The 14,639-nt window shown below is 34.2% G+C and carries 12 protein-coding genes; 6 read left to right on the forward strand and 6 right to left on the reverse strand.

Annotated elements, in window-relative coordinates; genetic code table 11:
- Nucleotides 1-3: 3 nt before the first annotated feature.
- Nucleotides 4-579 carry a hypothetical protein gene (locus EQG68_RS07325; RefSeq protein WP_129464158.1) on the forward strand — a complete coding sequence of 192 codons (576 nt, stop codon included), beginning with the start codon at nt 4-6 and terminating at the stop codon, nt 577-579.
- Here the strand turns inward: EQG68_RS07325 and corA are convergent.
- A complete protein-coding gene (corA, locus tag EQG68_RS07330) occupies nt 576-1,649 on the reverse strand; it encodes a magnesium/cobalt transporter CorA (protein ID WP_129464159.1) in 1,074 nt (357 codons plus the stop codon). The genes EQG68_RS07325 and corA overlap by 4 nt on opposite strands.
- 68 nt (nt 1,650-1,717) lie before the next feature.
- Between corA and hutI the strand changes: the two genes are divergently transcribed.
- Nucleotides 1,718-2,953 (forward strand): imidazolonepropionase, encoded by a 1,236-nt coding sequence (gene hutI, locus EQG68_RS07335; RefSeq protein ID WP_129464160.1) that lies wholly within the window; start codon nt 1,718-1,720, stop codon nt 2,951-2,953.
- A 53-nt stretch (nt 2,954-3,006) separates the two neighbouring features.
- Here hutI and EQG68_RS07340 read toward each other — a convergent pair whose 3' ends face one another.
- Nucleotides 3,007-3,894, reverse strand: coding sequence for a hypothetical protein (locus EQG68_RS07340; RefSeq protein WP_129464161.1), 888 nt, complete (start codon nt 3,892-3,894; stop codon nt 3,007-3,009).
- Between the two features lie 103 nt (nt 3,895-3,997).
- Here EQG68_RS07340 and EQG68_RS07345 point away from each other — a divergent pair, with 103 nt between their 5' ends.
- The 3 genes from EQG68_RS07345 to EQG68_RS07355 all read left to right on the forward strand — a co-directional run bounded on the left by EQG68_RS07345 (nt 3,998) and on the right by EQG68_RS07355 (nt 6,999).
- The gene (locus EQG68_RS07345; RefSeq protein ID WP_129464162.1) at nt 3,998-5,038 is read left to right on the forward strand and encodes a formimidoylglutamase; all 1,041 of its coding nucleotides are present in this window, start codon (nt 3,998-4,000) and stop codon (nt 5,036-5,038) included.
- Nucleotides 5,039-5,052: 14 nt separating this feature from the next.
- Nucleotides 5,053-5,661, forward strand: a complete 609-nt coding sequence (locus tag EQG68_RS07350; RefSeq protein WP_129464163.1) for a hypothetical protein — start codon at nt 5,053-5,055, stop codon at nt 5,659-5,661.
- Between the two features lie 84 nt (nt 5,662-5,745).
- Nucleotides 5,746-6,999 carry a DEAD/DEAH box helicase gene (locus EQG68_RS07355; RefSeq protein WP_129464164.1) on the forward strand — a complete coding sequence of 418 codons (1,254 nt, stop codon included), beginning with the start codon at nt 5,746-5,748 and terminating at the stop codon, nt 6,997-6,999.
- Here EQG68_RS07355 and EQG68_RS07360 read toward each other — a convergent pair.
- The 3 genes from EQG68_RS07360 to EQG68_RS07370 form a co-directional block, all read right to left on the reverse strand.
- Entirely contained in the window at nt 6,996-9,188 is a 2,193-nt protein-coding gene (locus tag EQG68_RS07360; RefSeq protein WP_129464165.1) for a tetratricopeptide repeat-containing hybrid sensor histidine kinase/response regulator, read from the reverse strand. The two genes, EQG68_RS07355 and EQG68_RS07360, sit on opposite strands and share 4 nt — an antisense overlap.
- A 75-nt stretch (nt 9,189-9,263) precedes the next feature.
- Nucleotides 9,264-10,958 carry an energy-dependent translational throttle protein EttA gene (gene ettA / locus EQG68_RS07365; protein ID WP_129464166.1) on the reverse strand — a complete coding sequence of 565 codons (1,695 nt, stop codon included), beginning with the start codon at nt 10,956-10,958 and terminating at the stop codon, nt 9,264-9,266.
- Nucleotides 10,959-10,975: 17 nt separating this feature from the next.
- Nucleotides 10,976-11,158, reverse strand: coding sequence for a CAL67264 family membrane protein (locus EQG68_RS07370; protein ID WP_129464167.1), 183 nt, complete (start codon nt 11,156-11,158; stop codon nt 10,976-10,978).
- Nucleotides 11,159-11,308: 150 nt separating this feature from the next.
- On the opposite strand from EQG68_RS07370, the gene EQG68_RS07375 reads away from it, so the two are divergent.
- Nucleotides 11,309-13,525 carry a M20/M25/M40 family metallo-hydrolase gene (locus EQG68_RS07375; protein ID WP_129464168.1) on the forward strand — a complete coding sequence of 739 codons (2,217 nt, stop codon included), beginning with the start codon at nt 11,309-11,311 and terminating at the stop codon, nt 13,523-13,525.
- Between the two features lie 50 nt (nt 13,526-13,575).
- On the opposite strand, the gene holA is transcribed toward EQG68_RS07375, so the two are convergent.
- Entirely contained in the window at nt 13,576-14,583 is a 1,008-nt protein-coding gene (gene holA / locus EQG68_RS07380) for a DNA polymerase III subunit delta (RefSeq protein WP_129464169.1), read from the reverse strand.
- Nucleotides 14,584-14,639 lie beyond the last annotated feature (56 nt).

The raw sequence follows: 14,639 nt of genomic DNA on the forward strand, positions 1-14,639 counted from the left end.
ACTATGAAAACATTACAATATACTTTACTTTTTGTTTTATTAACTCTTTCTATTTCTTGTAGCAAAGAAGATGAAGAGTTTTATAATGCGGTTTACACCACCATTCCGGGCTTAGTTACGATTGAAGTTCAACCCAGTTTTGAAGTGAATGACGTTCTATGGTTGAATACTGATACTTTTTCAAGGTATTTAGCTGAACCAAATCAAACAACTCCTTTGGATGTTTACAGAACAACTAATTCAGAAACCTTTAGTTTTTTATATCGATTAGAAAAACAAGTTAACGGTGAATGGGAAAATGTTGCAATCGGTAGTAATTTTATTGAAAATAAAGGTGAAATGAGCATTGGCAATTATGTTACAGGAGTTGCTTTTTACAATGATGTAACAGAAGCTTATGAATACAGAGGCGGAATCGTATTAACGGAATCGGGACAATATCGAATTGCTTTTTTTAGTGGATTTAACGGTACTAATTTTGATATCATTTCAGAAAGTGCCAACCGTTCCACATTTTTAACCATTGCCACAACTGCAATAAATGCCCCTAACGGATTTTACACTTTTACAGTCAATTAGAACCACTTTTTGCGTTTAAAATAATAGATCATACCCAGTACCAGGAAAAACATAACTCCCAATGTGATGAAATAGCCATTGGGAGCTTTTAATTCCGGCATGTTTTCAAAATTCATTCCATAAACCCCAACAATAAATGTAAGCGGAATAAACACAACTGACACAATTGTTAGCGTTTTCATGATTTCATTCATCCGATGACTTTGTGCAGAAAAATAAAAACTGGAAGCACTTTCTAAGGAATTAATATCATAATCGATTTGATCTAAAAGTTCTAAACTTTTTTGATGCAGTCGGGAAAAAAAGCTATAAGTAGTTTTTTCAATACCATTAAAATCATCATCATCCTGCATCGATTTTAAATTAAACAGTGAATCTCTCAATGGTATAATCGATCGTTTCAAATAGTTTAAATCTTCACTGCATTTTTCAATTCTAACCAAAACATCTTGACTTTCGTTTACTTTTGCCTCTATTTGAAGTTGTTCTATGATATCTTCATATTTTTCTATAGTGATGTAGAAATTTTCCATGACAGCATCTAACATCAAATACAACAAAAAATCATTTCGTCTTTTGCAGACTAAACCGGTATTGGTTTTTATTCTTTCGCGAATGTGTGTGAAAAAATCTCCTCTTTTTTCCTGAAAGGAAATCAATAAATTATCTTTTAAAAGAAAACTGATTTGTTCAACTCTTACATTGGTATCTTTTTCCGGTAAAATGGATTTAATACTGAAAAACAAAGCATTTTCCAACTCTTCCATTCGGGTACGTTTGGCCACATTTAAAATATCACCGGCGATATAACCGTCAACACCGATGGTTTCGACTATTCGTTTAATGAGTTCACCATCATGCAAACCATGCACATTGAGCCATTTTACATCTTGAGAAGTCAATAACTCATCAATTTCAACTTTATCTAAATGAAGGTTTTTTGTTTCAGTATAAGATTCTGAATTATACAAAAACAATTGCATCTCTATCGGTTGATTAATGTGTTGTCCGGTATATTCAAAATGATTGGGTTGAACCTTTCTTCCTTTTTTATATTTTAATCGTTTCACGGTTATATTTTTTATAAAATTAAGGGATTTAATTTTTTCATTCTATTTTTACAGAAAATATTTTATTCATGCAAACACTCATCATCAATATCAAGGAGCTTATTCAAATCAGAGAAATTGGAATTCAGAAAGTTTCCGGAAAAGAAATGGCAAATTTACCCTTATTGAAAAATGCTTTTTTATTGATTGAAAATAATTTGATTACTGATTTTGGTTTAATGGATAATTGCCCTACACTACCCGATGCAAAAATTATAGATGCCACCGGGAAAGTGGTTTTACCCTCTTGGTGCGACAGTCATACTCACTTGGTCTATGCCGGAAATCGGGTGCAGGAATTTGTAGACCGAATTAATGGATTGAGTTATGAAGAAATTGCCAATCGCGGAGGTGGAATTTTAAATTCAGCTCAAAAGCTCAATGAAACGGAGGAAGATGAAATTTACAAACAATCGGAAGTGCGTTTAAAAGAAGTAATGCAATTAGGCACCGGAGCCATCGAAATCAAATCGGGATATGGATTAACTATAGCAGGTGAACTTAAAATGCTTCGTGTAATCAGACGTTTGGCAGAAAATTATCCCATTAAAATCAAAGCTACTTTTTTGGGAGCTCATGCTTTTCCAAAAGAATTTAAAGCGAATCATTCCGGTTATATCGATTTGATTATCCATGAAATGTTGCCGAAGATTGCGAAAGAAAACCTAGCCGATTACATTGATGCCTTTTTAGAAACCGGCTATTTTTCTGTTGAAGAAACCGAACGCATCATGGAAGCCGGAAAAAAATACGGTTTGCAAGCAAAAATTCATGTCAATCAATTCACAGCCATCAATGGCATTGCTGCTTGTGTGAAGCACAAGGCGTTAACGGTTGACCACTTAGAAATTGTAACCGACGAAGACATTGAAGTCCTAAAAAAATCGGAAACCATGCCGGTTGCTTTACCTTCATGTAGCTATTTTATCAGTATTCCTTACACACCGGCTCGAAAAATGATGGAAGCCGGTTTACCATTAGCGTTAGCAACCGATTATAATCCGGGAACAACACCGTCAGGAAATATGAATTTTGTAGTAGCCACCGCTTGTATCAAAATGAAAATGACTCCGGAAGAAGCCATTAATGCTGCAACGATAAATGGTGCGTATGCAATGGGAATTTCAGATTCACACGGAAGTATTACCAAAGGTAAAAAAGCCAATATAATCATTACAAAACCCATTCATTCCTTCTATCAATTACCTTATGAGTTTGGAAGTAATTTGATTGAAAGTGTGATTATTGAGGGAAAAGTTATTTAATAAAAAAAGGAGCAACATTACATTGCTCCTTTTATCTTCTATTAAAATTATTCTTATTTCAATGTGAAACTTGTTTTTCCAACCAATTCACCTTTATCGAAAATGTTTACGAAGTAAGTCCCTTTTTCAAAGTTTTCACCTGGAAGGTTTTCTGAAACATTTACGGTATTGTTTTCATATTGAACGGTTGTAATAAAACTATAGGTCAAGGATTGGTCACCAAATTCAATTAGTTTTTTCTCGCCTAAAACATTGTTTTTACTGTCAATTACTTGAATATAATACGATTTATCACCTGATTTAGCCACTTTATTTTCAGCAATGGTAAAACTTACTTTCAAAATATCAGCACGTCGAGCACGTTCTGTAGCTACTTCTTTACCGGAACTTTTTACTTTATAAGCTCCCGTTTTTAAGTTTAAGATGGATAATTTAGAAGCTTTTTCAACGGTTTTAGATAATTCTTCATTTTGACCGGTCAATACTTGATTGTATTGTTGAGCTTCCACTAAAATTGTTTTAGTGCTGTCAATTTCAGTAGTTAAATCCTGATTCATTTTTTTCAAAGATTCATTTTCTTGAATCAAATCATTCATTTTTGACTGTAAATTAGCAATTTGTTTTTTATAGCTGGCTAATATTCCAGCGTCAACTTTAGCTTTTTTCAATTCTTCCATTAACTTTACCACTTTGTCGCGTTCTGCAATTAATTCTTCAGACATCGATGTGTTTTCTGCAATGGCTGCATCGTAGGTAGTTTTCAACTGAGCCAAATCAGCTAAAGCTGTTTCTTTTTCAACAGTAACAGAAGATAATTCTGTTTCTACTTTTTTAGCATCAGAACTCATTTTAAACATATAGCCCAAGCTGGCTAAGAGCAAAAGTGACAATACGAGTATTATCGCCTTTAGTTTTGAATTGTTGTTGTTTTGGTTTTCCATTTTAAGTTGATTTTAGGCAAAGTTAATTTTAATTTAGATTCGATATGCAATTTTTTAACGTAATTTATTTAAAAATAGTATTTTTGAATGCAATATTTTTTTTATGGAAAACCTTGTTCCGTTTACTTCCATTGATTTGGGAAGAATAACCAATCATAGAAGTGGTGAGATAAAATTTGGCGAAAAAATGCTTACGATTCCAAAAGGAGTTGACACAGTAACTTTTTTAACGGAATGCAAGGCTAAGTTTGTTTTATTCGGCATTCCGGAAGACATAGGTGTTCGGGCTAATTTTGGTCGACCCGGTGCCGCTTCAGCTTGGGAAAGTGCTATTAGTAGTATTGCTAACATTCAACACAATCGCTTTTGCAAAGGTAGTCAGCTATTGATTCTGGGGTCATTGGATGTGAAAAATGATATGAAAATTGCAGAAAATTTAAATTTTCATAATGTAGACGACCGTAAAACCTTTTCCTCACTGGTAGAAAAAATTGATAAAGAAGTTTCTCATATCGTCTTTACCATCGTAAAAGCCGGAAAAATCCCGATTATTATTGGAGGCGGACACAACAATGCTTATGGAAATATAAAAGGAACTGCTTTAGCGAAAGGAAAACCAATTAATACTGTGAATCTCGATGCTCATTCTGATTTTAGAATTTTAGAAGGAAGACATAGTGGCAATGGATTTTCTTATGCGTTTGACGAAGGATTTTTAAAGAAATACTTTATATACGGTTTACACGAAAGTTATACTTCCAAAAATGTGTTGTTGCGATTAAAAGATCTAGAAGACCGTGTTCGTTTTAATACCTATGACGAAATTGCCATTCGAAAAGTCAAAAATTTTGAGCAAGAACTCAATCAAGCCCTGACCTTCATCAAAAATGACTTTTTTGGAATAGAAATCGATTTGGATGCTTTGCCTAATATTGCAAGCAGTGCGATGACCCCAAGTGGATTTTCGGTGGAACAAACCCGTCAATTTATTCATCATTTTGGTCAACATGCTAATGCGGCTTACTTACACATTTGCGAAGGTGCCCCCGATTTATCCGATGAAAAAAATCCACAATTAATCGGAAAATTAATTGGCTATTTGATTACGGATTTTATGAAAGCGAAGGGTGTGTTGGAGTTTTAAAAAATGACTTTTATATGACGAAATTATTTATAATTTTTATTTCATTTTTCCTCTTAGGTTGTTCTAATAAAAAAAACAACTACAAAGTTCCAACAGAAGCAGTTGCAAATAATCGAAATTTTGGTGAAGAACTTTATCAAAATGATTTTCTAATCTATTCAGATTCTCAAAAATTAGATTCTCTTAAACATAACTTAATTAATAAATTTGATATTTACAATGAAGATATTTATAGATTAATTCATGTTGATGCCGAGGAACTAGCAGAATTTAGTTTTGATTTTTTTCTGCCTAATCTAAATAAAGTATTAAAAAAAAGAAGTTTTGAAATTTCAATTCGTAAAAGTGATCAAATCGAATTTAATAACACGATTTTCATCAATGAAGAAGAAATAATGCTTTATTCTCAATATGATATAGAAAATTATACTTTTTGGGATGTTGCTCCGAGAAGATTCTTTAGTAAAATAAATGAACTATTGAAAAAACATAATAGTAATGAAAAGTTCTTTTTACTTTACGAAGGAAATGATTTACATGTTATTTTATTAACTGAAAATCAGTTTAAAATTATCTGTGAAAAATACGAATATAATAAAAGTGAGATACCATATTTACCATGAATTATTAAACACAAAATTGCTTACCTTTCTTCATAACCTATACTCTCACAAAATTACCCTATCTTTGCCGCCAAATAAAACACGATGACTTTTCAGGATTTAAATCTACTTCAAAATATACAACATGCCTTGTCTGACGAAGGCTATACCACTCCTACTCCTATTCAGCAACAAGCTATTCCCATCATTTTAGAAGGAAACGATTTAGTGGGTTGTGCTCAAACCGGTACCGGAAAAACGGCCGCTTTTGCCATTCCTATCCTGAATTTATTACATAGAATTGTTGGTTCTGCTCAAAAACGCAAAAATATTCGTGCGTTAGTTGTTACACCAACACGAGAATTAGCTATTCAAATTGGGGAAAGTTTTGATACCTACGGTCGTTATACTAATATTCGTCAACTCACTATTTTCGGTGGTGTGAGCCAAGTGCCACAGGTAGATCAATTAAAAAAAGGAGTCGATGTTTTGATTGTTACGCCTGGTCGTTTATTGGATTTACATAAACAAGGTTTTATTAATTTAGACCATTTGCATACGTTGGTTTTAGACGAAGCTGACCAAATGTTAGACATGGGGTTTATTAATGATGTGAAAAAAATCATCAAATTAACGCCTGATAATCGTCAGACTTTATTGTTTTCGGCCACCATGCCAATTGCGATTAGAGAATTAGCGGATAGTTTTTTAACCAATCCAAAATATGTTTCAGTCACACCTATTTCTTCTACGGCAGAAACGGTGGAGCAACGCATTTACTTTGTCAACAAAGAAGATAAAAGGAAATTATTATACCATCTCATTCGAAATGAAGGTTTAAAACAATTGTTAGTTTTTAGCCGAACCAAACATGGAGCCGATAATGTAGTCAAAGCTTTGAAGAAAAACGGTGTAAATGCAGAGGCGATTCACGGAGACAAATCACAATCGGCCCGTCAACGCGTATTAGAGGCTTTTAAAAAGAATGAAATTTCGGTTTTAGTAGCCACCGATATTGCCGCTCGTGGAATTGATATAGAAAGCTTACCGTATGTTTTAAACTTCGATTTACCCAACATTCCTGAAACCTACGTGCACCGTATCGGAAGAACCGGACGTGCCGGAAATGGCGGAATATCGATTTCATTTTGTGGAAAAGATGAAGAAGTGTATTGGAAAGACATTCAAAAGTTAGTTAGAGTGAATGTGAAAACCATCAAAGATCATCCCTATCCATGGACGAATGTTGAGGAAACCAAAACGGAAGAACCGGCAAAAAAAGATTACCGAAATACAAAGAAAAATAATACTTCCCGAAAATCAGATGCTTCTAAAAAGAATAAAAAACGTTGGTATTAGTCATTTTTTCTTTTTACTAACATTTCGATGCTGTAAATTAACTTTGTAGGTTCAAAAGGTTTAATCAGCACATCATTCATTCCGGCCTCAAAAGCTTCCTCTGAAATTTCATCTTTTGCAAACGCTGTTAATGCAATAATTGGGATTGTTAATCCTTTTTTACGGATAAGTTTAGTCGTTTCAAAACCATTAATCAGTGGCATATTTATATCCATTAACACAACATCAAAAGGTTCTTTAGACAACGCTTCTATAGCGGCATAGCCATCATCAACAATTAACGTTTTGAAGTTACTTTTTTCCATAATTTTTCGGGTAACCATTTGATTGATTTTGTTGTCTTCTACTACCAAAACTTTATAGATTTGAGCATTAGAAAGGTCAACCGGAATATTATTAATTATTTCATTCACTTTGGAGCTATCCGAATCAAAAGCAATCGTAAAATCAAAAGCGGTTCCTTTTCCTTCTTGACTTTTTACAAAAATTTCGCTACCAAATAATTTTACCAATTTTTTCACAATAGATAATCCTAATCCGGCACCTTGGTAATCATCTTCTTTACGATCGATTTGTACAAACTTATCAAATATCTTTCCTAGATCTTTTTCTGCAATACCCATTCCGGTATCGATTACTTCAAACTTAATGTAGCAAAGTGAATTTTCTTTACGATCTAATCCAGCTTTAATTTTTACTTCACCGTTTTGTGTAAATTTCAAAGCGTTACTGACCAAATTCATTAAAATTTGAGAAAGTCTGATTTTATCTCCCACTAAAAACTCAGGAATTGTAGGGTCGATTTCAGTAATAACTTTGTTATTGTTGCGAGTAGCGATGAAGGATAAAGAATTGGAAACCATGTTGATTTCGTCAGCCACATTCATGGTTACATGCTCTAAAACCACTTTATTCTCTTCAATTTTATTGATTTGAAGTAAGTCATTTACCAACGACAGAAGATAACGTGCTGAAAATTTTAAAGAATTTAAATGTGGACTATTAGCCAATTCTTTGTGTTCGTCTGAAAGCATATTTGTTATTCCAACTACGCCATACAATGGTGTTCGCAATTCATGACTGATTGTTGAAATGAATTGTGTTTTTAATTTAGATGCTTCTTCCGCTTTTTCTTTAGCAATATTTAATTCTTCATTTTTAGATTCCAAAAAATTATTAATTTTTCTTCTAAAAATATTATTTCGATACAAAATATACAGCAAAAACATCATCAACATTAAAAACACAAGTATCAAAGTGACAATAATTTTGGTTTTTTTCAAGTTGTCCGATTGAAGACTTCGTTCTTTTTTTATTTTTTGAATTTCTTTTTTGGACTCCTCCAGTTCAATTTTTAAGGCAACTAATTCAGCATTTTTGATATTTTCGGAACGAAAAACACGATCTTTAACTTCCTCGTGTTTATCTAAAGCTAAATAAGCATTTTTGTAATCCCCAATTTCAAATAGGTGGTTAGCAAATTGCTCATAGCTGTCTGATAAATAAGAATCTAATTGATTTTTTGTACTTATTGCAATGGCTTTTTCATAATATAATTTGGCTTTTTCATTGTCTTTTAAATGATTAAACTTCATCCCTAACAGCAAATTAAGATAGGTTTCTGTATCGGGAAAACGCATATAATCAATATGCTTTTCAGCAAAATCCAAGTTCTGAATAGCCTTGGTATAATCCTTCTTTTGAAAATAGGCCCACGAGAGATTTAATTTTGTCAATACCGTTGAGGCAGTATCTTTCAAACGATTGGAAAATTCTAAAGATTTGTTATAATATTCTATTCCAACATCAACGTTATTTTTGCGGTACAAATAAATATTACCAATATTGTTGTAAAACCAATTTTTTAAGGTATCATTACTTGCTTTTTCGGAGTAAACTACTGCCTTTTTGTAGAAATCAAGAGCTTTGTCTTCCTCTAAGATTTCTTCATAATTACCCGCAATCGAGTTGTATGACAAAGCAATCAGGTTGTCATTTTTTAATTGTTTGGCTTTTTTTAGAGCTTCATTGGATAGTAAAAGTGATTGTTTGTATTTTGTTTTAAACATCAAACTATCTGAAGTAATCAACAGATTCAATACGTCCTCTCTGGTTACTTTTTTTTCTTGCGAAAAAACAGAAAAAGAAAGAAATATAGACAGTAGTAGATAACCAAATTTTTGGGACATTCTTAATCGATTATTTCTCAAATATAAAGTAAAATAATGAAAAAAAATCCTGATTGCTCAGGATTTTGATTAAAATTAATTTCGCACTAATTTTTTGTATTTAATTCGCTTAGGTGTCAAATCACCACCTAAACGTTTGCGTTTGTTTTCTTCATATTCAGAAAAACTGCCTTCAAAGAAATAGACTTGCGAATCGCCTTCAAATGCCAAGATATGTGTACATACTCGATCTAAAAACCATCTGTCGTGTGAAATTATCACCGCACAACCGGCAAAATTTTCCAACCCTTCCTCTAAGGCTCGTAAGGTATTTACATCCAAATCATTAGTTGGCTCATCCAGTAACAATACGTTTCCTTCTTCTTTTAAAGTGATAGCTAAATGCAATCGGTTGCGTTCTCCACCGGATAGCGTAGCTACTTTTTTATTTTGATCACTTCCACCAAAGTTAAAACGACTCAAATATGCTCTTGAGTTGACTTGTCTACCACCCATCATGATTAATTCCTGACCATCACAAAAGTTTTCCCAAATCGATTTATCCGGATTGATGTTGGAATGCGATTGATCAACATAGGCAATTTTTACGGTTTCTCCAATGGTAAATGTACCTTTGTCCGGTGTTTCCTCTCCCATAATCATTCTGAAAATGGTCGTTTTTCCCGCTCCATTCGGACCAATGATACCCACAATTCCGGCTTGTGGAAGGGTGAAATTCAAATCTTCATACAACAATTTATCTCCATACGCTTTGGCAACACCTTTTGCTTCAATAACATTTGTCCCTAAACGTGGTCCGTTTGGAATATACAATTCTAATTTTTCATCCAATGCTTTTTGGTCTTCGTTTAAGAGTTTGTCATAATTCTGTAAACGTGCTTTTTGTTTCGTCTGACGACCTTTGGCTCCTTGACGCACCCATTCTAGCTCGCGTTCTAAGGTTTTTCTACGTTTGGAAGCTACTTTTTCTTCTAATTCTAAACGTTTTGATTTTTGGTCTAACCAAGAAGAATAATTTCCTTTCCACGGAATCCCTTCTCCTCTATCCAGTTCCAAAATCCAACCCGCTACGTTGTCTAAGAAATAACGGTCGTGTGTTACGGCAATTACGGTTCCAGGATATTGTTGTAAATGTTGTTCTAACCACAATACCGATTCTGCATCTAAGTGGTTGGTTGGCTCATCCAATAATAACACATCCGGTTGTTGTAACAATAATCGACACAACGCCACGCGTCTTTTTTCACCACCGGACAATACTTTAATTGGTGTATCGGAATCCGGTGTGCGAAGAGCATCCATCGCTACTTCTAATTTATTATCAATTTCCCATGCTCCAACGGCATCAATTTTATCTTGCAATTCCGCTTGACGGTCCATCAATTTTTGCATTTTATCGGCATCTTCATAGACCTCCGGCAGACCAAACATATCGTTGATTTTGTTGAATTCCTCTAAAAGGGCAAAAATTTCTGCGGCTCCTTCGCGAACAATTTCAATAACCGTTTTATTTTCATCCAATTGCGGTTCTTGCTCTAAATACCCTACTTTGTAACCGGGAGCAAATACCAAATCACCTTGGAAATTCTTATCTACACCGGCTATAATCTTTAATAAAGATGATTTTCCGGAGCCATTTAAACCTAAAATTCCAATTTTGGCTCCATAAAAGAAGCTCAAATAAATATCTTTTAAAACTTGTTTGTTGGTGCTGGAGTAAGTCTTGCTTACTTTCGACATCGAAAAGATGACTTTTTTATCGTCTGACATTGTTGTGTAAAATTAAATTATACTCTTCCTTTTAAAGCATTAAACACCCATGCAATGGCTAAAAATCCTATACCAACTGTGGCAAAACCCCATCCGGCTACATCGGCATAGCGATAAATGCCTAATCCGATAAGGATAATTCCCATAATAATCATAATGAAAGTTGCCCATGCTAAGACTGTATTCTTATTCATCCCCATGATTTAGTTTTTTTGTTTTTGGAAATGCAAATATCGACAATAAAGTTTTAATACAAAATGAATCAAGAGGAACAAATCACAAACAAAATAAAAATCTTTTTTCGACCCATTTGTAATTGGTATATTTGCATTCATTTCAAAATTAAGATCATGTTTAAAAATACTTTTCTACTTGCTTTTCTTTGTTTGTCAACTCTTTTGGTTGCTCAAGAAAAACATCTAAAAAACATCAAACAACTTACCTTTGGCGGTGATAATGCGGAGGCTTATTTTAGTCCGGATGGAAAAAAATTAACGCTTCAAGTGACCAATAAAGCGTTTGGCGTTCCGTGTGACCAAATTTTCATGTTGGATTTACAGGAACAAGAATTCAATGAAAATAGTTTGAAATTGATTTCCACCGGAAAAGGTAGAACCACTTGCTCCTATTATATGCCGGATGGAAAACATATTTTGTATGCTTCTACACACGCAGACAACCATGCTTGTCCTGCTCCACCAAAATCAACCGATGGAAAATACCTTTGGGCCATTTATCCGGAATTTGATATTTACATAGCGGATTTGAATGGGAATATCACTAAAAAATTGACTGATTCTCCGGGTTATGATGCCGAAGCAGTGGTTTCTCCTGACGGAAAAAAAATTGCCTTCACCAGCATCAGAAGTGGTGATTTGGAAATTTATACGATGGACATTGATGGTTCAAACTTGAAACAAATCACTTTTGGTTTGGGTTATGACGGGGGTTGTTTCTTTTCGCATGACAGCAAGAAAATTGTATTCCGTTCTTCACGTCCAAAAACGGAGGAAGAAATCAAAGAATACAAAGAGTTGTTGAGCCAAAATTTGGTTGCTCCTTCGGAAATGGAAATTTACACTTGTAACATTGACGGTTCTGATTTAAAACAAATTACTAATTTAGGTAAAGCCAATTGGGCTCCCTACTTTCATCCGTCAGACCAAAAAATCATTTTTTCCTCCAATCATCATTCAACCAGAGGATATGATTTTCAATTGTACATGATTGATATCAATGGAGAAAATTTACGTCAAATTACCTGGGAAAGTGAATTCAATGCCTTTCCAATGTTTTCACCCGATGGAAAAAAATTGGTTTTTTCGAGTAATCGAATGCAGTCGAAACCCAGAGAAACCAATGTGTTCATAGCGGATTGGGTAGATCAAGACGAAGCGGAATTGACGCAACCCAAATCGTTGAAAAAACATATTTCTTATTTAGCTTCTGATGAATTACAAGGGCGATTAACCGGTTCAAAAGGTGAAGAATTGGCTGCTAATTATTTGGTAAAAGAATTGAAAAGTTTGGGTTTAAAACCATTTGACGGAAAAAATTATATTCAAAAATTTGACTATAAAGTACGTTTGAATCCGCATGATTCCACCCAAATCAAACCAAATTCAGGTAAAAATGTGGTAGGCTTTTTAGATAACAAAGCGACCAAAACCATTTTAATTGGAGCACATTATGACCATTTGGGATTGAATGAGCACAATCATTCTTCTAAACCCAATTCAAAAGGAGAAATTCACAACGGTGCGGATGACAATGCTTCAGGTGTAGCGGCTGTTTTGGAATTGGCCCGCATGTATGCCAAAAATAAATCGACTGAAAACGTAAATTATTTATTTGCCTTTTTCTCTGGTGAAGAAGACGGACTAATCGGTTCGAAACAATTGGCCAATGTGTTGAAAAATAATCATCCGAATATTATCAGCATGATAAATTTGGACATGATTGGTCGTTTGAACGAAATGAAAAACCTGACGGTTGGCGGTGTAGGAACCAATCCCAACTTCAAATCGATTGTGGAACGAAATAAACCGGCCGGATTTGCGGTGACCTTGGACGAAAGCGGCATGGGACCTTCGGATCATACTTCTTTTTATTTGAAAAATATTCCGGTGTTATTTTTCTTTACCGGAACGCATGCTGATTACCACAAACCTTCGGATGATGAAGAAAAAATTAATTATTACGGTGTTCGCAACATTACTGATTATGTTTTCAGAGTGTGTAATGAAATCGCTGCTTTAGACAAAGTAGAATTTGTTCCTACCAAAACTGATGCTCCTAAAACCGCTCCCAAATACAAAGTAACCTTAGGCATCATGCCGGATTATACCGATCACGGCGACGGATTACATGTAGATGGTGTTACGGATAACAGACCGGCTCAATTGGCCGGAATACAAGGCGGTGATGTGATCCTAAAAATTGGCGATTGTGAGATTAAAGAAGTGTATGGCTATATGAATTGTTTATCAAAAATCAATTCCGGAGATGAATTACCGGTTACATTTAAACGCAATGGTGAAATGAAAACGGTTACCGTAAAATTCTAACTTCATTTACATAAAAAACAGACCATCAATCCCATCCGATTGATGGTTTTTTATTTTGCAAAAATGGTAGTCAGCAACTCTTTGTACAAATCTTCATCATTCAATTGATTCGCACCTACTCCTTTGCTTTTCACATCAATTTCGCGTAGTTTGGCAACGATGGAGCTGACTTTTTTCATGGGGTAATTTTTCAAGGCGACATCATAATCTTTTAAAAAGTACGGATTTACTTTTATCACTTTTGAAACATTTCCGGGTGATTTATCTTTCAATCCATGGTATTGCAACAACGCAGAAAAAAAGGCAAATACCATTCCAATCGTCAGTACTATTGGGTATTCTTTTTTGTTTTGCGAAAAATGTTGAGCAATTCGGTAGGATTGCAACTCGTTTCGATCACCAATGGCTTTTCGAAACTCAAACTGATTAAAATCTTTACTAAACCCTATATTCGTTTCAATATGATTGGGATTAATGACCGTGCCTTTTGGTAAAATGATTTGTAGTTTGTCTAGTTCATTGCTGATACGACTCAAATCCGTCCCTAAAAATTCTACCAACATAGCAGCGGCTTTAGGTTCAATGGAATAGTCTTTCGGCTTTAAAACCCTTGAAATCCATGCTGCCACTTGATTTTCGTATAACTTTTTACTCTCAAAAAGGAGTCCGTTTTTTTCAATGGTTTTGGTTAATTTTTTACGTTTATCCAACGTTTTATATTTGTATGCCATAACCAATACCGTTGTAGGTTGTGGGTTTTCAGCATAACTTTCCAATTTGTCTATGGTTCTGGAAAGCTCTTGAGCTTCTTTTACAATCACCACTTGTCGGTCGGCCATCATGGGGTAGCGTTTGGCATTGCCCACAATGTCTTCTACCGTTACATCTCGTCCGTACAACACCATTTGGTTGAATCCTTTTTCGTCTTCCGACAAAACATTATCTTCAATATATTCCGTTAATTTATCAATATAATAAGGTTCTTCGCCCATTAAAAAATAAATGGGTTTGATGTTTCCGTTTTTTATGTCATTAATAATTTTTACAATTTCATCCATGGTAGGGTTGTCTTGGCGAATAAGTTGGCTTTTTATTTAAAATAAGTACATTTGCG

Origin of the sequence: Flavobacterium piscinae (genome assembly GCF_004122145.1) — a bacterium.
GTDB lineage: Bacteria > Bacteroidota > Bacteroidia > Flavobacteriales > Flavobacteriaceae > Flavobacterium > Flavobacterium piscinae.

Bases quoted from the DNA above. Each gene is read 5' to 3' on its own strand.
- EQG68_RS07345 (WP_129464162.1), top strand. From the start codon at position 3,998: ATGGAAAACCTTGTTCCGTTTACTTCCATTGATTTGGGAAGAATAACC.
- ettA (WP_129464166.1), bottom strand. From the start codon at position 10,958: ATGTCAGACGATAAAAAAGTCATCTTTTCGATGTCGAAAGTAAGCAAG.
- EQG68_RS07370 (WP_129464167.1), bottom strand. From the start codon at position 11,158: ATGGGGATGAATAAGAATACAGTCTTAGCATGGGCAACTTTCATTATG.
- holA (WP_129464169.1), bottom strand. From the start codon at position 14,583: ATGGATGAAATTGTAAAAATTATTAATGACATAAAAAACGGAAACATC.
- hutI (WP_129464160.1), top strand. From the start codon at position 1,718: ATGCAAACACTCATCATCAATATCAAGGAGCTTATTCAAATCAGAGAA.
- EQG68_RS07375 (WP_129464168.1), top strand. From the start codon at position 11,309: ATGTTTAAAAATACTTTTCTACTTGCTTTTCTTTGTTTGTCAACTCTT.
- EQG68_RS07340 (WP_129464161.1), bottom strand. From the start codon at position 3,894: ATGGAAAACCAAAACAACAACAATTCAAAACTAAAGGCGATAATACTC.
- EQG68_RS07350 (WP_129464163.1), top strand. From the start codon at position 5,053: ATGACGAAATTATTTATAATTTTTATTTCATTTTTCCTCTTAGGTTGT.
- EQG68_RS07360 (WP_129464165.1), bottom strand. From the start codon at position 9,188: ATGTCCCAAAAATTTGGTTATCTACTACTGTCTATATTTCTTTCTTTT.
- EQG68_RS07355 (WP_129464164.1), top strand. From the start codon at position 5,746: ATGACTTTTCAGGATTTAAATCTACTTCAAAATATACAACATGCCTTG.
- EQG68_RS07325 (WP_129464158.1), top strand. From the start codon at position 4: ATGAAAACATTACAATATACTTTACTTTTTGTTTTATTAACTCTTTCT.